Origin of the sequence: Luteitalea sp. TBR-22 (genome assembly GCF_016865485.1) — a bacterium.
Lineage (GTDB): Bacteria > Acidobacteriota > Vicinamibacteria > Vicinamibacterales > Vicinamibacteraceae > Luteitalea.
Genome location: NZ_AP024452.1, coordinates 1,145,537 through 1,165,805, shown reverse-complemented (window position 1 = coordinate 1,165,805; position 20,269 = coordinate 1,145,537). Strand labels below are relative to the sequence as shown.

Here is a 20,269-nt window from a genome sequence, read left to right as displayed (position 1 = left end):
TCAGGTCGCCGGGGGCGTCATGGCGCGCTGGTCGGCTGCAGCGTGACCTTCAGCGCGTACTGCATCGTGCCGGTCACCCGGAGCGCCGGGTGTGACGGCGGCGCCATGCCGTAGTCGTCGAGGCGCAGGTCGAGCGACAGCTGCAGGTCGAGCGCCCGGCCGCGGTGACGCAGCGCGTACGTCCCGGTCACCGCGCGGGCCTGGCCGTGCACGGTGAGCTGCCCACGAAAGGCGCCCTGCCGGTTGGCGGCCTGCACCGGCACGTCGAGCACGAGATCACCCAGCGTGATCGACGCGTACCCATCGCCCCGATAGACCTCGAGGAGGTTCTCCCGCACTTGCGAGGTCGCCATGGCGCTGCCCGCCTCGAGGTCGCGTACATCGGCCACCAGTGTGCCGGCCACTTCCCGCGCCCCGGGGAGCAGTGCCACGAGCCCGCGCACCGTCTGCGTGCGGCCCTCGAGACGCCCGCCCGACCTTAGCGGACAGATGACAACGGCGCGACCGCCAGTCACGGCGTACGACTGGGCCTCGGTGAGCGGCGCCAGTCCGGCAGCCCCGGGCCAGAGCGCCGCGGTGACCAGCAGGGCGCGCAACGGCAGGTCGTGCCAGGGGAGGGAGATCATGCCCGGGACCGATGCAATGGACGCGCCGTCGACCTGCCATCGCAACGACGCGTGAGTCGGACGGCGATGGCCGTGCCACCGTTACCGGCGACGTAACGGGCTTACACGCGTCGTAAGGGTCTTCGCCGCGACACGGCCCGAGCGAGCCGGGCTGCCGGCCCAGCCCGCCCTCACCGCCCCTCGTCGTGCTCGTGGATCTCGCCCTCGATGTCGGCGAGCCGCTCCTGCATGAACCCCGCGGCGTCGTGCACGCCCTGGTTGTAGACCGGAGGGCCGAGGCGCTGCAGGAAGAAGTCGATGAGCTGGTTGCCTCGGAACTCGCTGAGGGGCTCGTCGAACTCCGCGTCGAAGTGCCGTTGCAGCGCCGCGAGCAGCGACGCGCGCCGGTCGGCGGCAAGGTGGATGCGGGTAGGAACACGTGGAGGCATGGTTTGGAAATCCGGTCGGACAGCGAGCGCGCACCACTTCCAGTCGAGCGGCCGTTCAGCGTTCGGCGTTCAGCCTTCGCAGGTGCGCGTCGAGCCGCCGACGCACCGCCTCGGCCTCCGCGCCCGTCCAGCGACGCAGGCCGGCGCCGGCCTTCATGCCGGTGGCGCCGCGGGCAATCGCGGCATCGAGCACGGGCGACGGCGCGGTGGACCTGTCGAGGTCGGGGAACAGCAGCGCGTGCAGCGACCGCGTGAGGTCGAGGCCGATGAGGTCGGCGTTCTCCATCGGCCCGAGCACCGGCAGTCGCAGCCCGAACGATGACTTCACCACCGTGTCGATGGTCGCGGCATCGCAGACGCCGGCGTCGATCAGCGCCAGCGCCTCACGCCACATGGCCTGGTTGAGGCGGTTGCCGATGAAGCCCGTCACGTCCTTGTGCACGACCACGGGCTCCTTCCCGACGTCGCGCAGCAGCGCCACCACCGCTTCGACCACGTCCTGCCGCGTGTCGGCCGTGCGCACGACCTCCACCAGTGGCATCAGGTGCGGCGGGTTCCACCAGTGCGTCCCCAGCAACCGGCCCCGGTCCTCCTCGACGAGGCGCTCCCCGAGCCGCGAGATCGGGATGACGGAGGTGTTGCTGGCGAGGATGGCGCCCGCCGGGGCCAGACCGGCCAGTTCAACGAGGAGCGACTGCTTCAGACCGACGTCCTCGAACACCGACTCGATCACGAGGTCGGCGTCGCCGACCGTGTCGGCGAGCGTCGCGGCGACGTCCACGCGCGCGAGCACGTCAGGCGGCGACCCGCCCGCCTCCTCGAGGTTGCGCGCGATGCGCGCGTGGACCGTGTCGCGCACGGCCGGATCGGCATCGGTGACGCGAACCACCCACCCGGCCTCCGCGAAGGCCTGCGCGATGCCGTGCCCCATCAGGCCGGCGCCGACCACGGCAATGACGCGCGGCGCGTGCACCGTCGGGCGCCTACTTCGCCACCGTGGCGAGCAACTTCTCGCCCTCGGCCTTGCCGATCTCGCGCACGTAGACGTTGCGGAAGCGCACCTCGGAGCCGTGCGTCTGCAACTCGATGGATCCGGTCGGCAACACCGGCTGCGCGCGGTCGAAGAAGTTGTCGAGCACCTGCCCGACGACGACGGGCGTGCCGTTGAGGGTGACCCACACACGGGTGCCGACCATCTTCACGGCCATGGTGTTCCACTCGCCGATCGGCTTGTCGGCCAACGCCAGCGGCCAGCGGCCGGGATTGTCGGGGTTGTTGTTCCAGAGCCCGCCCGAGCCCTTCTCCGCGCCGTTCTTCTTGTCCCTGCCGCTGTTCGGGTCCCAGATCTGCACCTGCGGGAAGTCGCGCAGGTAGATGCCGGAGTCGCCGCCCGGCTGCGTCAGCTTCCAGTCCACCAGGAACTCGAAGTCGCCATAGGCCTTCTCGGTGGCCAGATGCACGCCATGGCCGTCGGACACGAGCTCACCTGTCGCCGCATCGACCTTCCAGTGGGCGTCACGGTCGGCGTTCCACTCGGCCTGCCGCGCGGCTCGCTCCTCGGGAGTGAACTTCGCCTCGACGTAGGGGCTGTACACGCCGCCGCCGCCCGGCCGCCCGCGCCAGCCGCTCAGATCCTTGCCGTTGAAGGCGACGGTGAATCCCCTGGGAGCCCTGGGCAACGTCTGCGCCCCCACCTCGCCAGCCCACCCGGCCACCAGCAGTGCCGCCAGCGCGGCGGTCATCGTCGTGCGCAGTTGCATGTCGTGTCGATCCTCCGGACGGTTACTCGTACCACAGATAGGGCGGGGGCATCCCGCCGTTCGCCGATCGGCGGCGGCACGGTCGGAGCCCCTTGCTACCTGGCCCGAGCGCGCCAGGCTTCGAGTTCCGCGGCCATCGACGCGACGCGGCCGGCGTGCGCGGGATCGCGTGCCAGGTCGTGCAGTTCGTCGGGGTCGTCGCGCAGCGAGAACAGCTGCCGATGGCCGTGCTCGGGGTACTCCACGTACTTCCACGCAGACCCGATCACGCCGACCGACGAGGGAATGCGGTCGCGACTGGTAATCGTCGGGTGCTCGTAGAAGAACGCGTCCCGCCAGGCCGGCGGTCGCGCCTGCAGGTAGAGGGGCGCCATGTCGCGCCCCTGCATCCGGGCAGGCACGGGGAGCCCCGCCGCCGCGACCAGGGTCGGGGCGACGTCGAGGTTGAGCACGCGCGCGCCAGGGGCACCGCCGCGGCGCGCCCGCGGCAGTCGCGGATCGCGCACCAGCAGCGGCACGCGAAGGGCCTCCTCGTACGGGTACCACTTGTCGGCCAGGCCGCGATCGCCGTGAAAGTAGCCGTTGTCGCCGATCACGACGATCATCGTCCGCTCGAGCTCGCCCTGAGCGCGCAGCAGGTCGACGATGGCGCCGATGGCCGCGTCGACCTCGGTGATCAGGCGGTAGTAGCGGCGCATGTATGCCTGGTAGTCGGCTGGAGTGTCGAAGCGCCAGTGGTACCGCACCCGTCCCTCGTTGGCCTCGGCCGACAGGAACGGTGGGAGCGCGCGGAGGTACGCCGGATCGCCGTGGCGGGGCGCGGGGATCGTCACGCCCTCGTAGGCCGCTGCGCTCCATGGCTGCGGCAGGTATTGATCCTTGGCGTTGTCCTCGGCGTGCGGGGCGAAGAAGCCGACGGTGAGCGCAAAGCGCCGGTCACGCGGCCGATCGCGCAGGAAGGCGAGCGCGTCCTCGCGGTTCCGCTCGGTGACGTGCGTCCGCGTGCCGTCGGGGCCCTCGATCCAGTGGCGGCCGTGATAGGCATGCAGCACGTCGAAGTCGGAGGCGCGGGCTGGGCCGACGTCGTACTTGCCGACCAGACCGGTCCAGTAGCCGGCGCGACGGAGCACGCCGGGCCATGTCTCGGCGAATGCCTCCGGCGACAGGGGGCGACCGAACGCGGTGACGCCGTGGCGCGACATGTACTGGCCGGTCAGCAGGGTCGCGCGGCTCACCATGCAGATCGCGGTCGTGACGCGCGCCTGCTCGAAGCGCACGCCCTCGGCGGCTATCCGGTCGAGGCGGGGCGTCCGCACCACCCGGTTCCCTGCCGCACCAATCGAGTCCCAGCGGATGTCGTCGACGACCAGCAGCACCACGTTCAGCCCGGGCGCGGCCGCCTCCACCGGCGCCTCACGGGCCGGCCACGCCAGCACCGCGAGCAGGCACGCCAGGGCCAACGCCACGATCCGGCGGCCGCGGCGCACGTGACATGGCCGGGGGAGCCGGCTCTCCGGGACCGGGCAACGTATGGCAGGCACGGGCGCAAGCATAGCGCCCATGTGCAGCCGCTGATGCGGGCATGCGTCGCGGCACGACACTGCGGTGTATCGGGGCATATGCTTGGGCTGCCATGACGTCACCCGCCTCGCCGGCCGACCTGTCCGCGTGGGGCGCCCCGCAGCAACCCCGCGGCGCCGCGCTCCTCACCGATCCTCTCTTGAACAAGGGCACTGCCTTCACCGAGCGTGAGCGCGACGTCCTCGGGCTCCGCGGCCTGCTGCCGCCCCGGGTGTTCACGCTCGACGAGCAGGTGCAGCGCAGCCTGGCGGCCGTGCACCGCAAGCCGGACAGCCTCGAGAAGTACATCTACCTGACCAACCTCCAGAACCGGAACGAGGTGCTGTTCTACCGGCTGGTGATGGACAACATCGAGGAGATGGTGCCGCTCATCTACACGCCGACCGTCGGCCAGGCGTGCCTCGAGTACGGCGCCATCTACCGCCGTCCGCGCGGCCTGTTCCTGTCGCTGCGCGACCGCGGCCACCTGGCCGACATCCTGTCGCAGTGGCCGCACCAGGTGCGCCTCATCGTCGTGACCGACGGCGAGCGCATCCTCGGCCTCGGTGACCTCGGCGCGCTCGGCATGGGCATCCCGGTGGGCAAGCTGTCGCTCTACACGGCGTGTGCCGGCGTGCACCCGTCGTACACGCTGCCCATCACCCTGGACGTGGGCACCGACAACCAGGAGTTGCTCGAGGGGCCGGCCTACATCGGCTTGCGCCGCAAGCGCGCCCGCGGGGAGGAGTACGACTCGTTCATCGAGGAACTGGTGCAGGCGGTGTCGATGGTCTTCCCCAAGGCGCTGCTGCAGTGGGAGGACTTCGGCAACACCAACGCGTTCCGCCTGCTCACGCAGTACCGCAGCCGCCTCCTGAGCTTCAACGACGACATCCAGGGCACGGCGGCGGTCGCGCTCGCGGGCGTCATCGCGGGCCTGCGGCTGACCGGTGGCACGCTGCGCGACCAGCGCCTCCTGTTCCTGGGCGCGGGCGAAGCGGGCACGGGCATCGCCGACCTCTACGTCGAGGCGGCGCGGTCCGAGGGGCTGAACGAGGCCGAGGCGCGGGCACGCTGCTGGTTCGTCGACTCGAAGGGCCTGGTGGTGAAGGCCCGCGAGGCCGACCTCGCGCACCACAAGCTCCCCTACGCGCACGACCACCCGTTCATCGCGACGCTCGACGAGGCGGTGCGGACGCTGAAGCCGACCGCGCTGATCGGCGTCTCGGGCATGCCGCAGACGTTCACGCAGCCCATCGTCGAGCAGATGGCGGCATTCAACCCGCGGCCGATGGTGTTTGCGCTGTCCAACCCGACGTCGAAGGCCGAGTGCACCGCGGAGCAGGCGTACCAGTGGTCCGACGGCCGCGCGATCTTCGCCTCCGGCAGCCCGTTCGCCGAGGTCGAGTTCAAGGGCCGACGGCACGTGCCCGGGCAGGGCAACAACATCTACATCTTCCCCGGCGTCGGGCTCGGCGCGCTGGCGGCCGAGTCGCGCGAGGTGACCGACGCGATGTTCCTCGCGGCGGCGCGGACCCTGGCCGGGATGGTGGCCCAGGGCGACCTCGAGCTCGGGCGCGTGTACCCGGCGCTCACGCAGATCCGCGAGGTGTCGCTCCGCATCGCGACCGCCGTCGCCGAGGAGGCGCACGCGAAGGGCCTGGCGCAGGCGGCGCGGCCCGACGACCTGATGGCCGACATCCGCGCGCGGATGTTCCGGCCCGTTTACCGGGAATACGCGTGAACGAAGGAAAGAAGGGTAGAAGAGTAGAAGGAAAGAAGGCAGGGCGGGAAGGAGGAAGGCAGAAGGAAAGGAAGAAGGTCAAGGAAGGCTTCAAGGCTTGAAGGCTTGAAGGCTTGAAGACTTCCAGCTTCGCCACTTCCCGCTCTGCCTTCTGTTCTTCTGCTCTTCTACTCTTGCTCTTGCTCCGGCCACTGCACGCGCATCACCCAGATCACGAGGGCGGTGCTCACCAGGCAGGTGGCGATGAGGATGGCCGCATACGCGCGGCGCCCGTACAGGACGTTGCCGACGGCGAACAGCGCCGACCAGATCAGGCTGCAGCCGGCGGCCCACCCGAGCAGGCCCAACGGGATGTTGTCGCCCGGGGCGGCGACGCGCTCGTGGGCGCCCGCGATGGCGGCGACCGGCTTCCAGCCCGGGCCCACCGGGCGCACGCGCTTGTAGAAGTCGACCAGCACGGCCATGTCGGTGGGCGTGGTCACGTAGGCCGTGACCACCCAGCACAGCGTGGTGAAGGCCGCCGTCAACACCAGCGCGACGTGGGTGCTCACCGGCGATCCGCTGCGCGCCAGCACCAGGAACACCATCGAGATGGCGAAGGAACTGACCATCGCGACGACCTCGCACCAGGCGTTGACCCGCCACCAGAACCACCGGACCAGGTACAGCAGGCCGGTGCCGGCGCCCACCTGCAGGATGATGTCGAAGGCATCCTTGGCCGTGTCGAGCAGGTACACCGTGGCCGACGAGCAGATGAACAGGAGGACCGTCGCGTATCGGCCCATCAGCACGTAGTGATCCTCGGTCTGCGTGCGGTTGATGAAGCGGCGGTAGAAGTCGTGCACCAGGTACGACGCGCCCCAGTTCAGGTGCGTGAGGATCGTCGAGGAATTGGCGGCGATCAGGCCGCCGACCATCAGGCCGACGAAGCCGGCCGGCAGGAACTTGAGCATCGCCGGGTACGCGATGTCGTGCCCGAGCAGCTTGGGGTCCAGGTTCGGGAACGCCGCCTGGATGTCCGACAGCTGGGGATAGACGATGAGCGAGGCCAGGCCGACCAGGATCCAGGGCCACGGACGCAGCACGTAGTGCGCGACGTTGAAGAACAGCACGGCGCCGAGCGCGTCCTTCTCCGACCGTGAGGCGAGCATCCGCTGGGCGATGTAGCTGCCGCCGCCGGGCTCGGCGCCCGGGTACCACACGGCCCACCACTGCACCGCCACCGGCATGATGAACACGGCGACGGCGAGTTCCCAGTTGTTGGAGAAGTCGGGAAGGATGGCGAGGTAGTCGAGGCCGCCCGGGCCGGGCCGCGCCGACAGCTGCGTCACCAGGCCGTCCAGCCCGCCGACGCCCGGCGCGTGCAGCGCGTAGTACGCCGCCGCGATGACCGCCGTCATCTTGATGAAGAACTGGATCATGTCGATGACGAGCACGCCCCACAACCCGCTGTGGGCCGCGAAGGCGACGTTGAGCAGCCCGACGAAGGTGAGCGTCTGCCAGCGCTCGAGGCCGAACAGGATCGCGGCGATCTTGCAGGCGGCCAGGTTGACCGTCGCCATGATCATGCAGTTGAAGAAGAACCCGAGGTACACGGCGCGGAAGCCGCGCACCACGCCCGCCGCCTGCCCGGAGTAGCGCATCTCGTAGAACTCGAGGTCGGTCATCACCCCCGAGCGTCGCCACAGCCGCGCGTAGAAGAACACCGTCGACACGCCGGTGAGCACGAACGCCCACCACACCCAGTTGCCGGCCACGCCGTTGCGGCGGACGATGTCGGTCACCAGGTTGGGGGTGTCGCTGCTGAAGGTGGTGGCGACCATCGAGAGCCCGGCCAGCCACCAGGGCACCGACCGTCCGGAGGCGAAGAACTCCGACGTGCTCTGGCTGGCGCGTCGCCCGAAGAACAGCGCGGGCGCGAAACAGATGGCGAGGGTGACGACCAGAATCACCCAGTCGATCAAGGCGAGCTGCATGAGGGGCGCGTCTCCGTGGGTGCCGGGAAACCGGCGATCCCCGCGTGAGGATACTCATTTTCCGGTGGGATCGCGCTCACCCGGCACGAGCGCCCCACCGACGTCGCGTGTCGCGCGCGCCGACCAACGGCGCACGCCCGGTAGTTTCGACATGGCGCGCGTGTCTTCGAATGCGACGCAGCGCGACCTCGCCGCTGCATTCCGCCGATTCCGCGCGCCCCGCCCGCGGACCATCGCTTGCACTGTCGAGGTGCGGATCGCGGCGGGCGTCCCGCGTGCCCGGGTGGCCCGGGAGGGACTCCGCCTTCGTCTGGCGCCGACAATCCGTCGATGCGATCCGCGCCACAACGAACAAGGACGTGCCATGTCAGGAGCAGCAACAGGACGAAAGGCACCACCACCCCTCGGCCGCGCCGGCGCGGCCTGGATCGCCGCGGGCCTCGTGATCGCCGCCGCCGCGACCACGATCGGCACCAGGGCCGCCACCGCGCCACCGCCCTACCGCTTCAACGTGCTCGCCGTGAGGAGCCTCACCACCGGGTCGGCCACGGTGGCGCCGGGCGAGTACCCGGTCATCACCTTCTCGGTGACCAACCCGCTGACCGGCGCGGCGTACGACCTCAAGACCGATCCCGCCTGGACGACAGGCGGCGGCGTGAGCCGGTTGTTCCTGCAGGTCGGGTGGAGCACGCGTGACTTCACCAACACCGACAGCCACGCCAACACCGCGGGCGCGCGCGGCGCCGCGATGCCCATCCCGATCAATGCGCTGGCGCCGAGCGTGGTGCCCAATGGCGACGGCACCTACACCGCCACCTCACCGCTGCCGATCCCGGTGACGGCGACCGGCACGGGCCAGGTCGCGCTCGAGGGGCACCCGGCCGGCCAGGACGCCACCGGCGCGTGGACCGTGCGCGTGCCGGTGCGCAGTGCGTACCGGACGTTCCTGATCACGGGCCCGGCCGTGGTGCCGCGCCGCACCGTGGTGACCGTCACCAAGTGCCTGGGCTGCCATCGCTCCGACGGCACCGGCGCCGCGCCGCAACTGACGCTGCACGGCAACAACCGCACCGAGGAGACGCAGGTGTGCGTGATGTGCCACAACCCGAACAACACCGACATCGTGTACCGGCTGCCCACCGACCCGCAGGTGCGCCTCGGGCGCTACACGCTGCCCGAGCAGAGCCTCGACTTCAAGAGCCTGGTCCACGGCATCCACGCGAGCACCACGGGGTTCCGCACGCGGCCGCTCGTGGCGATCGGCTTCAACCACACGGTCTTCGACGCAGGCACGCTCACCAAGTATCCCGGCGAGCTGCGCAACTGCGTCGCCTGCCACGTCGACGACGGCAAGCGCGGCACGTTCGAGCTGCCGCTGAAGCCGGGCGTGCTGGGCACCACCTTCGACACCCGCAGCATCAGCCCGACCGGCACGGTGACGATCGACATGAACCCGGCCGACGACCGCAAGGTCAGCCCGACGGCCGCCGTCTGCTCGTCGTGCCATGACGAGGGCGAGGAGATCGACCACATGGTGCGCGACGGCGGCGCCTCCTTCGACACCACCCAGTTGGCACTCGACCAGGGCCTCGTCGTCGAGCGCTGCGTCCGGTGCCACGGGCCAGGCCGCGACAAGTCGGTGCGCAGGATGCACGAGATCCGTTAGCCCGTCGGCAGGGGTCGGCCGGCGACTTGACACGCGGCGGCCGGCCCCACAGGATGCGGCGCACAGGAGGCCGCATGCATCGACGTGACGTGCTGCGCCGGCTCGCGCAGGGCTCGGCGCTGGTAGGGACAGGTGTGCTGACGGAGGCCGCGGCGCTGGCGCAGGCGCCGACGGTGCCCGCGGCGCCGCGGGGACTGCCGGCCATCCGGATTCGCGACGTGCAGGTGATCCTCACGGCACCCGACAACATCCGCCTGGTGGTCGTGAAGGTGCTCACCGACCAGCCGGGACTGCACGGCTGGGGCTGCGCGACGTTCACGCAGCGCGCGCTCGTCGTCAAGACCGCCGTCGACGAGTACCTGCGGCCGTTCCTCATCGGACGGCGCGTCGACGAGATCGAGGACATCTGGCAGTCGATGTACATGTCCTCGTACTGGCGCAACGGCCCGGTGCTGTTCAACGCCATGAGCGGCGTCGACATCGCGCTGTGGGACATCCTCGGCAAGCGCGCCGGCCTGCCGCTCTACCAGTTGCTCGGCGGCAAGGTGCGCCACGGTGCCGACTGCTACTACCACGCCAGCGGCCGCGACTTCGCCGAGGTCACCGAGAACGCGCGCAAGGGCATCGCCGCCGGCTTCCGTCACGTGCGCGTGCAGGGCGGCGTCCCGGGCCTGGCCACCTACGGCGCGCGCAGCGACGCGGCGACGGCCGGCGACACCGCCGAGCCCATCGGTCCCACCAACCCGCGCGCCATCTGGGAGTCGGCGCCGTACGTGCGGATGCTGCCGAAGCTGTTCGCGCACCTGCGGACCGCCCTCGGCGACGAGGTGCAGTTGCTGCACGACGTGCACGAGCGCGTCCAGCTCAACGAGGCGATCAACCTCTGCAAGGCGCTCGAACCGTACAACCTGTTCTTCCTCGAGGATCCGTTCCCGCCCGAGGACAACGGGTGGTTCCGGCAGTTGCGGCAGCAGACCAGTGTGCCCATCGCGATGGGCGAGCTGTTCAACACCGTGCAGGAGTACCTGCCGTTGATCTCCGAGCGGCTGATCGACTTCATCCGCATCCACATCTCGCAGATCGGCGGCCTCTCGCCGGCCCGCAAGGTGGCGGCGCTGTCGGAGTTCTTCGGGGTGCGCACGGCGTGGCACGGACCGGGCGACGCGTCACCGGTGGCGCACGCGGCGCAGCTGGCGCTGGAGCTGTCGACCTACAACTTCGGGATCCACGAAGGCGGCGCGTTCCCGGCCCGGACGCGCGAGGTGTTCAAGGGCGCGCCCGAGCAGGTCAACGGCTACATGGTCGCCAACGACGCCCCCGGGCACGGCGTGGAGGTCGACGAGGCGCTCGCGGCGAAGTTCCCCTTCAAGCCGGGGCCGCCGAACTTCGACTACTCATGGGGCCAGACGCGGCGGCGGGACGGAACGGTGATCCGCCCCTGAGGTGGCAATTCGAAATTGGAAATTTGAAATTCTCGTGGGGCGCGGCTCCGCCGCCGCCCCTCGGGACGTGTCGAGCGGCAAGGCCGACAGGCCGGCCGCCGGTCAATTTCAAATTTCCAATTTCAAATTGCGGGCAGGGCGAACACCACGATCGTGGGTGCGCCGCCGTTCCTGTCCACCCAGAAGGCCGACGGCGTGCCTGAGGCGACCGCGATGTACTGCCGCCCGCCCGTCTCGTACGTCACGATGCCCCCGCCCATCGAGCCGCCCGTGTTGAACCGGTAGAGCACGTCGCCGGTGCGCCCGTCGAGGGCGAGGAAGTCGCCGGTCAGTTCGCCCGCCAGCACGAGGCCACCGGCGGTGGACGTCACCGCCGCGACCATCGGACGCGGCGACCGGTGCTTCCAGCGCACCACGCCCGTCGTCGCGTCCAGCGCCGTGAGCCACCCCTGCGACTTCTCCGCAGGGTCACGGGCGGCCGTCCCACCCAGGTAGCTCTTCCCCGGGATGTACCGTGGCTCGGGATCGGCGATGAAGGTGCTGCACCAGTCCACCGCGGGAACGTACAGCATCCCGGTGGTGGCGCTGTACGAGGGGCCGTTCCACTCCACGCCACCGAGCACGCCGGGACAGGCGTGCGTCGGCGTGGTCGTGACCGGCAGGTCGGCGTTCTTGATGGTGGTGACCGGCGTTGCGTACACGATGTCGTGCGTCTCGCGATCGAGCGTCCGCAGGATGCCGTCCTTGCCGACCGTCGCGACGAGGCGCCGGGATGCGCCGCCGATGGTGGCGCTGAACAGGGGCATGGCGTGCGACAGGTCCCAGTCGTGCGAGTCGGCGGGCACCATCGACCGGTGCCACCGGTGCTTGCCGGTGCGCACGTCGAGCACGAGGATCGAGTTGGTGTAGAGGTTCGAGCCTGGTCGCAGGTGCGCGGGCAGGTCCGGTGCAGGATTGGTGACGGCGACGTGCAGGTCGCCGGTCGCGGTGTCGAGCGAGAACGACGTCCAGACCGCGCCCCCGGCCATCGGGATGTTCGTCGGGTTCTGCCAGGTGTCGTAGCCGGGCTCGCCAGGCCGCGGCACGGTGTTGAACCGCCACACGGGCGTGCCGTCGGCCAACCGGAAGGCCCCCACCCAGCCCTTGATGTTGTTCTCGCTGCCCGCCGGGCCGATCAGGATCAGATCGTCGTAGATGACGGGCGCCATCGTGAACGTCTCGCCGGCCGCGGAGTCGGCCACACGCCGCGCCCACAGCATCGCGCCGGTCTCGCTGCTGAGGGCGACCAGGTAGCCGTCGGGCGTGCCCCGCACGACCCGCCCGTCCTTGAGCGCGACCCCGCGGTTGCGATTCCAGGACGCGTCGCCACGCAACCGCCACGAGTGACGCCACTTGACCCGGCAGGTCGCCGCGTCGATGGCGATCGTGCTCTTCGCCGTCGCCAGGTACATCGTGCCGGCGTGCACGATCGGCCCGGTCTGGAAGCTGTCCGCCTCCCCGACCTGGAGCATGCAGGTCGGCACGAGACGGGCGGCGTTGCTGGTGTCGATCTGCGAGAGCGGTGAGTAGCGCGTCCCGGCGTAATCGTGGGTGTGCACCAGCCAGTCGGTGGACCGCCCGGCACCGTCGAGCGCGGCCTGGTCGGGCCCCGTCGTGCCCGGCGTGGCCCCGGCGTCGCCGGGCAGGACGTCGGGCCCCGCAATCGCCGAGTCCCCCGTCGGACTGGCGTACTTGCCGGCCCACGCGAGGGGTTGCTTCAGTCCTGCCGCGCCGACGGCCAGCGGCGTCGGCCCGGGGCGGTACCCGTTGGCCTGGAGCAGGTAGGCGACCGCGTCCGAGAGATCGTCGACCGGCACCGTGCCGGCGGCCTGCGGCGGCATGGTCTTGCGCACGATGTAGAACAGGTCGTCGACGGTCAGCGCAGGGAACCGCCAGCGTGCCTGGAAGCTGCTGCCGACCAGCGGGATCGAGGCCGCGCCCTGCAGGTCGGGGCCATGGCAGGCGGCACACGTGCGCGCATAGACCTCCTTGCCGCGCGTCGCCTGGGCCTCGGTGAACGGCCCATCGGCGCTTGACGGGGACGACTGGAGCCAACCGGCCGCGAGCGTGGCCGAACATGCGACAACGGTGATCGACACGAGGACCAGCTTCACAGCAGCCTCCACGGACGAGAGGGCACGACCTGTGACGCGTGGGAGGCTGCGCGCCGCGGCGGATCGCTGGCGCGACTCGTCGAGGCGCGCCGCGAGACGACGCGCGAGGGACTTCGAGCTGAAGGGCTCAGCCCCTTATAGATGAGTTCCGCGCGCCGAGGCAAGCGCGAACTTACGCGTCAGCACGGGCGCGAGTGGCCGCCGGGTGATCCGCCCCTGAGGTGGCAATTCGAGATTCGAAATTTGAAATTCTCGTGAGGCGCGGCTCCGCCGCCGCCCCTCGGGATGTGTCGAGCGGCAAGGCCGACAGGCCGGCCGCCGGTGAATTTCAAATCTCCAGTTTCAAATTACTGGAGCACCACGAGCACCGACTTGCGGGCCTCGATCTTGCGCGGATCGACGCCGGGCACCTTCTTCAGATCGTCGACGCTGGCAAAGCGTCCGTGCGTGTTGCGGTACGCCACGATGGCCGCGGCCTCGCGCCGCAGCAGGCCGACTGCCGCCTCGAAGTCGATCTGTGGCGCGATGTTGATGTTGATCGGCTGCGCCGCCTCGCCGAGGAAGTTCGCCGTCAGGTAGTCGAGCACCACCGGCACGTCGGCCTCGGCGATCTTCGCGCCCCGCCCGATCATGCTGTCGATCACCGCCGCCCAGCCCGCCTTCGTGAGCCGGGCCGACGCCGCGCGCCGCGCCTCGTGGCACGCCCCGCACGATTGCACCATCACGTCCTTGCCCGGCCCGTCGGGCAACCCGACGCCGGAGGGCACGAGCATCGGCGGCTGCCCGGCCGCCGGCTCCTGCGCAGGCCGCGCCGACACCACGACCAACGACGCCACCCACGCCGCGACCAACACGCCCGACCAGAGCCCCTTCACCGTCATGCGGCGATTGTACCCAAGGGAGGAGGGACGAGCGACAAGTCACAAGGGGAGGCAAGGGACGGGGGCAAGCAAGACCAGCGACGAGGTGACAAGAAGGAAGACCTGAGCGCGGACCGCGAGTACGACAGCCTCCGTGCGCGCCCAGGCTTGTCCCTCACGGCCCGTCCCTCTTCCCTTGCCGTCGTTGTCTCGCGTCCCTCGGTCCTTGTCCCTCGTCCCTCGCAGCCCTTGGGACTGTTCCCTCGTCCCCTGTCCCTTGTCCCTTGCACTATGATTCCGCCCCATATGCACGTGGCGAAGCTGATGGCGGTGCTGGTGGTGGCCGGGGGCATGACGGGGCTGGCCTCCGACTTCCTCACCGAGGGCGTCGATTCCGCGCGGACGGGCTGGGTGCGCGACGAACGCGTCTTCACGCCGGCCAACGTCGGCACGACGACGCTGCTCTGGACGCTGAAGCTGCCGAGCAAGCCGCGCGCGATGCACAACCTCTTCGCGCCGCTCGTCGCCGAGAAGGTCTCCACCGCCGACGGCGAGCGTGAACTGGCCGTCGTCACCGGCGTGTCCGACGATCTCTGGGGCATCGACGTCGCGACCGGCCGCGAGATCTGGCACCGCAAGTTCGACAGCACGCTCACCAGCGAGGGCCGTACCGACGACACGCTCTGCCCGGGGGGCCTGACGGCCGTGCCGGTGATGGCGCGCACCGCGCCGGGCCGGTACACCATCTACGTGGTGTCGTGGGACGGGCGTCTCCGCCAGATCAACCTCGCCGACGGCGAGGACGCCGCGCCCCCCGAGCTGTTCATCCCCGGCGGCGGCAAGCCGTACGCCCTCAACCTCCACGATGGCGTGGTCTACACCGCCACCGCGCAGGGGTGTGGCGGCCTCACCAATGCCTTCTACTCCTTCAACCTGGGCACGAAGGTCGTGAGCGCGTTCATCCCGGCGGGCGGCGGCCTGTGGGGACGACGAGGCGCCTCGATCGACGCGCAGGGCCGGGTGTTCCTGGGCACCGGCGACGCGATGTTCGATCCGCTGAACCGTCGGCTCGGCAACGGCATCGTCGGCGTCAAGCTCGACATGGTCGGCAACCTGCAGCTGGCCGACTACTTCGGCGCGCCCAATGCCAACTGGCTGTGGCGCCGCGACCTCGACGTCAACACGACACCGATGGCCATCGACCACGGCGGGCGCCGGTTCCTCGTCGGCACCAGCAAGGAGTGCCGGCTGTGGCTGCTCGATCGTGACGCGCTCGGCGGCGAGGACCACCGCACCACGCTGCACACCACGCCGCTGATCTGCAACGACCAGCAGGCCTTCGATGCGCAGGGCATCTGGGGCGCGCTCGGCGGCTGGAAGGACAGCGCGGGCACGCAATGGGTGCTCGCGCCGTTCTGGGGTCCGGTGAGCAAGGGCTTCAAGGCGCCGATCGAGCATGCTCGTCCCAAGGGCGGCGGCGTGGCGGCGTTCACGCTGCGGCAGCGACCCGAGGGATGGCGGCTGGTGCCGGCGTGGATCTCCCGCGACATGGACCTGGCCGAGGAGGTCGTCATCGCCAACGGCATCGTGTTCGCCTACGCAGGTGGCGAGGACGCCTCGCAGGTGATGCCCGAGAAAGGCTGGGATGAACCCGGCGGCCCGGTGTACGGCGGCGGCCTGAGCTCTGGACCGGTCCGACGCATTGCCGGTTCGCGACGCGCCGCCCTGTACGCCCTCGACGGCCGCACCGGCAAGGAACTCTGGTCGAGCGGCGACACCATCACGTCGTGGAACCACTTCAGTGGGCTCACCGTGGCCAACGGCAAGGCCTACGTCGCGACCTTCGACGGCACGCTGTACTGCTTCGGCATCCCGCGCAAGGAGGCGAAGTGATGCGCCCGGCTCGCTGGACGTTCACCGCACTGGCCTGCCTGGCGGCGGGCAGCGTCGGCCTCGCGCAGGTCGGCCGCGGCGGCACGCGCTGGTTCGCGCCGCTGGCCGATGCGCAGCGCACGTCGTGGATCCGCGTCGACCAGAAGATCACGCCGGAGACGATGTCGGCGCCCGGCTTCCGCCTGCAGTGGACCAAGGCGCCGGGGGCCGAGCACGGCGCCCGCGGTCCGCTCCTGCAGGGTGTGACGGCCAGCGGTGTGACGCTCTTCGTGCCGATGTCGGTGGTGACCGGCGCGGGCGATCGCGTGTACGCGCTCGACAACGACATCGCCCATGTCGTCTGGCAGCGTGCGCTCGACGTGGAGGACAGGGCCAGCCTGCCGTCGTGCGCCGGCGCCATCACCTCCGCCGCCACCCGCATCGTCCCCCTCGACGGCTCGGCGACCGCCGACCCTCTCGCACGACCGCCGGCCCCGCCGGGGGTCGGCTACCGCAGCCTGATCGGCAGGCCGGGCGAGGGCAACCCGATGGACAGCGTGCGTCGGCAGTCGCAGGCAGCGCGTCCGGCGACGCCGGCCCCGACGCCCGCGCCGGCAGCAGGGGCACCCGCCGCGCCCGGCGCCGCGAGCGCAGCAGCCACGACCGCTGCCGCACCGGCCCGGTCGCCGGGCGACATCCCCGGGGCGCCCCGCAGCGCGACGCCAGTACGCGGCCTCGCCGTCCCTTCAGGAGTCGTCTACGTGGTCGGGCGCGACGGCCGACTGCGCGTGCTCGGCCTGGCGTCGGGCAAGGACCTGCAGAAGCCGGCGACGTTCCTGCCGCGTGGCGCACGGTTTACCGCGCCGGTCGGCGTCGACACCCGACTCTACGTGGCCACCACCGGCGGATGCGGCGGCACCGCCGACGGCGTGTGGTCGATCGACCTCGACAGCGAGGCCAAGCCTGTCGTGTCGTGGAAGACCAACGGCGGCCCGGTGGTCGGCGCCGTCGCCTTCACGGCCGACGGCACGTTGCTGGCCGCCGTCGGCTCCGGAACCGCGATTGGCGACGGCAAGGCCAACGCGATCGTCGCGCTCGACCCGCAGACCCTCGCCGTGAAGGACTGGTTCACGCGCCCCGACGCCGACTTCGTGACCGGCCCGACCGTGATTCGCGTCGGCACGCGCGACGTCGTCGCCGCGGCGACCCGCGATGGCCGCGTGGTCGTCCTGGATGCCGGCGCCCTCGGCGGCGCGGATCACGCAACGCCGTTGGCGACGTCGGCACCCGTGGCGGGAGCCGGCGGCATGGTGCGCCGGGATGCGATCGCCGCGTGGCGGCAGGCCGATGGCGGCGACGCGTTCGTGCTGGTGCCGGTGGATGGGCCGATCGCCGCCGGGTTGGCGTCGCCCAACAGTCCTGCCGGGCCGGGCGCGCTGGTCTCGCTGCGCCTGCGCGCGGCCGCCGACACGGTCGCCGTCGAGCCGGCCTGGGCGTCGAGGTCACTGCCCGCGCCCGCGACACCACTGGTCGTCAACGGCGTCGTCTTCGCGCTCGGCGCAGGGAGGCCCGCTGCCGGCGCCCGCCCGGCGTCAGGAGCCGTGCTTCAGGCCTACGACGGCGTCACGGGTAAGCGGTTGTTCACGAGCGGCGCGGCGATGACCTCGCCCGCCTCGCCCGGCAGCCTGTGGAGCGGTCTGGGGCAGGTCTTCGTCGGCACCGCCGACGGCACCATCCACGCGTTCGGCTTCGACGACGAGCGCTGGGCTCTTCCACGCAGGAGGTAGCACCGCCCCTGAGTGCCACATCCGGCGCAGGGATTCCGCATGGCTTGCAGTCGTCGCCGCTTCTTCAGGACGGTGGGTGCCGGCGCTGCCGGCATGACGCTCGGATCGGCACGCAAGGGCCTGCCGGCGTGGCCGCGCTACACCACCGCGAAAGGCGAGACGCTCGCCCCCAGCGCAAGCCGGGCGTAGCGGCGCGGTGGGCCACCGCGCCCTACCTGGGCGCTGCGAGTTCGTCGGTCAGCGTGTCGATGGCGACGCGCTTGACGCCCAGCGTCCCCTTGGCCACGGCGCTGGCGATGGCGGGGCGCGCCAGGAACTCGTCGACGCGCGTCGTGCGCTCGTCCACCGCGGCGGCGAGCGCCGGGAACTTCGCGCGCAGGTCGGGGGTCCTGGCCACCCGCTCGGCCGCGCAGTCGGAATGCGTCGTGAGCAGCACGAGCTTGACGCCGTTGGCGACCGCGAGTTCCAGCATCTCCTGCTCACGTTCGCTCATCACGGAGCCGGCGGTGCGGATGATGTAGTAGTAGTGCCGCGTGTCGCCCACCAGCTCGTTGGTGTCGATCCGGGCGTCCATGCAGACCACGAGCGCCACCAGCGGGTGCCGCGCCGTGCGCGGGAAGCGGCGGCGCTGGTCGGCGGCCAGCTTGTTCTGCTTCTGCACCTCGTCCCAGATCTGATCCGGGGTGATGTCGTGCTCGTGCTCGAAGTCGTAGCTCGCGAGCCCGTCCTGCAACCCGTAGCCGACGTCGACGAGCGCGCCGCCCACCACGAATTGTGCCTGCCGACCGCCGGCCGTGAACTTCGCGCCGACGAACGCGAGCGCTCCGAGCACGACCAGCGACAACCCCAGCACCAACGCCTTCCTCACGCGCACCTCCAACGGACGACCGCCGCGATTATGGCGCGCGGCGCCACGTGGGCCAAACGGCTGTAGGCGTCGTCCGACAGCGCGCGTGGCGCTGCCGTCGCTCACGTGGTGCGGCCGTGACCCTTCGCCCTTCGGCGTCGTGCTGCAGTGCCGGCATCGCCGCATCACGCCATTCCCCTGTCGTAGGATGCTGCGATGAGTGATGCTGCCGACCACCCCGCGCCCACCCGCCGCGCCCCGGCGCTCGACGCTCGTGCGCGCGCCGCGCTGAAGGCGCGCGCCCATGCCCTCGAGCCGGTCGTGCGTATCGGCCACGCCGGCCTCACCGACGGCGTCGTCGCCGACATCGTCCGCGCCCTCGAGACCCACGAGCTGATCAAGGTGAAGGTCGGCGAGGGCGAGCGCGAGGAGCGCGCGGCGGTGAGCACGGCGATCTGCGAGCGGACCGGCGCGGCGCTCGTGCAGAAGGTCGGGCGCGTCCTCGTGCTCTGGCTGCCCAGGCCCGAGGAGTGACGCAGCGATCCCGCGGTCCCCGATCCGCCTTCCCCGATCCCCGATCCGCGCCCTCATGACGCCGGACGCACGCGCCGAGTGGCCCCTGCCTCCGGCCTACGACTTCTTCACCACCACCGCGCTGCTGCGCACGGGCCCTCACGACCCGACGTTGCGACGCGAGCCGGACGGCCTCTGGAAGGCGACGCACACGCCAGACGGGCCCGCGGCGGTGCGCCTGGCGATTGGCGAGTCGCTGCAGGCCGAGGCGTGGGGACCCGGTGCCGCCACGGCGCTCGGCGACGTCCCGCGCTGGGTGGGGCTCGCCGAGCCGGCCTGGCGCCTGCCCGCGCATCCGGCGGTCGACCGACTGCTCGAGCAGCATCGCGGGCTCCGCCTCGCCGACACGCGCGACGTGTTCGAGGCGCTCGTCACATTCGTCCTCCAGCAGCGGGTGACGTGGGAAGAGGCGACGGGCATGTGGCGGCGGCTCTGCGATCGCCTGGGCGATGTCGCTCCCGGACCGATGCCCTTGCGGCTGCCACCGACGGCCCGCAAGCTTCGCGCGGTGGGGCCGGAGACGATCGCCGATCTCGGCATCGGCTGGCAGCAGGCGCGCACGCTGGTGGCCGTCGCGCGCGTCGCGCGGACGCTGCAACGCGCGGCGGACCTGCCCACCGCTGATGCGGACGCGCTGCTGCAGTCGGTGCCGGGCGTCGGGCCGTGGACGTCGGCGATGGCGCTGGGGGTGCGCCTGGGCCGACCGGAGCCGGTTCCCGTCGGGGACTTCCACCTGCCCAGCACCGTGGCCTGGGCGCTGGCCAACGAGCCACGCGCCACCGACGAGCGCATGGTGGCCCTGCTCGCGCCGTTCGCGCCGCAGGCGTTCCGGGTCATCCGCCTGTTGTGGGCCGCTGGCGTGCGCGCGCCGAGGTACGGGCCGAAGGCACCGTTCCGACGGCCACGATGAGTCCCGTGGCTATACTCGGCAACGTGCCGCCTCCCTCACCGTCCGCATGCGGGGCGTATCGCTCG

Annotated in this window: 17 protein-coding genes; 8 read left to right on the top strand and 9 right to left on the bottom strand. The window is 71.1% G+C overall.

Annotation, left to right across the window (positions count from 1 at the left end; translation table 11 throughout):
* Positions 1 to 17: 17 nt before the first annotated feature.
* The 5 genes from TBR22_RS04820 to TBR22_RS04800 all read right to left on the bottom strand — a co-directional run bounded on the left by TBR22_RS04820 (position 18) and on the right by TBR22_RS04800 (position 4,301).
* The gene (locus TBR22_RS04820; protein WP_239491823.1) at positions 18 to 626 is read right to left on the bottom strand and encodes a hypothetical protein; all 609 of its coding nucleotides are present in this window, start codon (positions 624 to 626) and stop codon (positions 18 to 20) included.
* Between the two features lie 170 nt (positions 627 to 796).
* Positions 797 to 1,054, bottom strand: a complete 258-nt coding sequence (locus tag TBR22_RS04815) for a DUF2164 domain-containing protein (RefSeq protein ID WP_239491822.1) — start codon at positions 1,052 to 1,054, stop codon at positions 797 to 799.
* 55 nt (positions 1,055 to 1,109) lie between these two features.
* Positions 1,110 to 2,027, bottom strand: coding sequence for a 3-hydroxyacyl-CoA dehydrogenase family protein (locus TBR22_RS04810; RefSeq protein WP_239491821.1), 918 nt, complete (start codon positions 2,025 to 2,027; stop codon positions 1,110 to 1,112).
* Positions 2,028 to 2,037: 10 nt separating this feature from the next.
* Positions 2,038 to 2,814, bottom strand: coding sequence for a DUF1080 domain-containing protein (locus tag TBR22_RS04805; protein WP_239491820.1), 777 nt, complete (start codon positions 2,812 to 2,814; stop codon positions 2,038 to 2,040).
* 95 nt (positions 2,815 to 2,909) lie between these two features.
* Entirely contained in the window at positions 2,910 to 4,301 is a 1,392-nt protein-coding gene (locus TBR22_RS04800; protein ID WP_239491819.1) for a sulfatase-like hydrolase/transferase, read from the bottom strand.
* A gap of 146 nt (positions 4,302 to 4,447) precedes the next feature.
* Between TBR22_RS04800 and TBR22_RS04795 the strand changes: the two genes are divergently transcribed.
* The gene (locus tag TBR22_RS04795; protein WP_239491818.1) at positions 4,448 to 6,118 is read left to right on the top strand and encodes an NAD-dependent malic enzyme; all 1,671 of its coding nucleotides are present in this window, start codon (positions 4,448 to 4,450) and stop codon (positions 6,116 to 6,118) included.
* A 167-nt stretch (positions 6,119 to 6,285) separates the two neighbouring features.
* Here the strand turns inward: TBR22_RS04795 and TBR22_RS04790 are convergent, their stop codons facing one another.
* Positions 6,286 to 8,094 carry a sodium:solute symporter family protein gene (locus tag TBR22_RS04790; RefSeq protein WP_239491817.1) on the bottom strand — a complete coding sequence of 603 codons (1,809 nt, stop codon included), beginning with the start codon at positions 8,092 to 8,094 and terminating at the stop codon, positions 6,286 to 6,288.
* Between the two features lie 364 nt (positions 8,095 to 8,458).
* Here TBR22_RS04790 and TBR22_RS04785 point away from each other — a divergent pair, with 364 nt between their 5' ends.
* Positions 8,459 to 9,760, top strand: a complete 1,302-nt coding sequence (locus TBR22_RS04785) for a hypothetical protein (RefSeq protein ID WP_239491816.1) — start codon at positions 8,459 to 8,461, stop codon at positions 9,758 to 9,760.
* Positions 9,761 to 9,834: 74 nt separating this feature from the next.
* On the top strand, positions 9,835 to 11,202 hold the full coding sequence (locus TBR22_RS04780) for an enolase C-terminal domain-like protein (protein ID WP_239491815.1): 1,368 nt from the start codon (positions 9,835 to 9,837) through the stop codon (positions 11,200 to 11,202).
* Positions 11,203 to 11,324: 122 nt separating this feature from the next.
* Here TBR22_RS04780 and TBR22_RS04775 read toward each other — a convergent pair whose 3' ends face one another.
* Positions 11,325 to 13,355, bottom strand: coding sequence for a PQQ-binding-like beta-propeller repeat protein (locus TBR22_RS04775; RefSeq protein WP_239491814.1), 2,031 nt, complete (start codon positions 13,353 to 13,355; stop codon positions 11,325 to 11,327).
* 347 nt (positions 13,356 to 13,702) lie between these two features.
* A complete protein-coding gene (locus TBR22_RS04770; RefSeq protein ID WP_239491813.1) occupies positions 13,703 to 14,236 on the bottom strand; it encodes a helix-hairpin-helix domain-containing protein in 534 nt (177 codons plus the stop codon).
* Positions 14,237 to 14,521: 285 nt separating this feature from the next.
* Here TBR22_RS04770 and TBR22_RS04765 point away from each other — a divergent pair, with 285 nt between their 5' ends.
* From TBR22_RS04765 to TBR22_RS04755, 3 genes are read left to right on the top strand one after another with little or no spacing between them, the layout of a single operon-like run.
* Positions 14,522 to 16,108, top strand: coding sequence for a PQQ-binding-like beta-propeller repeat protein (locus TBR22_RS04765; protein WP_239491812.1), 1,587 nt, complete (start codon positions 14,522 to 14,524; stop codon positions 16,106 to 16,108).
* Entirely contained in the window at positions 16,108 to 17,874 is a 1,767-nt protein-coding gene (locus tag TBR22_RS04760) for a PQQ-like beta-propeller repeat protein (RefSeq protein WP_239491811.1), read from the top strand. Before TBR22_RS04765 ends, TBR22_RS04760 begins: the two co-directional genes overlap by 1 nt.
* 39 nt (positions 17,875 to 17,913) lie before the next feature.
* On the top strand, positions 17,914 to 18,063 hold the full coding sequence (locus TBR22_RS04755) for a twin-arginine translocation signal domain-containing protein (protein ID WP_239491810.1): 150 nt from the start codon (positions 17,914 to 17,916) through the stop codon (positions 18,061 to 18,063).
* A gap of 22 nt (positions 18,064 to 18,085) precedes the next feature.
* Here the strand turns inward: TBR22_RS04755 and TBR22_RS04750 are convergent, their stop codons facing one another.
* A complete protein-coding gene (locus tag TBR22_RS04750) occupies positions 18,086 to 18,742 on the bottom strand; it encodes a carbonic anhydrase (protein ID WP_239491809.1) in 657 nt (218 codons plus the stop codon).
* 195 nt (positions 18,743 to 18,937) lie between these two features.
* Here TBR22_RS04750 and yhbY point away from each other — a divergent pair, with 195 nt between their 5' ends.
* Both yhbY and TBR22_RS04740 read left to right on the top strand, forming a co-directional pair.
* Positions 18,938 to 19,255 (top strand): ribosome assembly RNA-binding protein YhbY, encoded by a 318-nt coding sequence (gene yhbY / locus TBR22_RS04745; protein ID WP_239491808.1) that lies wholly within the window; start codon positions 18,938 to 18,940, stop codon positions 19,253 to 19,255.
* A gap of 55 nt (positions 19,256 to 19,310) precedes the next feature.
* Complete coding sequence (locus tag TBR22_RS04740; RefSeq protein WP_239491807.1) at positions 19,311 to 20,204, top strand: DNA-3-methyladenine glycosylase; 894 nt, start codon at positions 19,311 to 19,313, stop codon at positions 20,202 to 20,204.
* Positions 20,205 to 20,269: the final 65 nt, after the last annotated feature.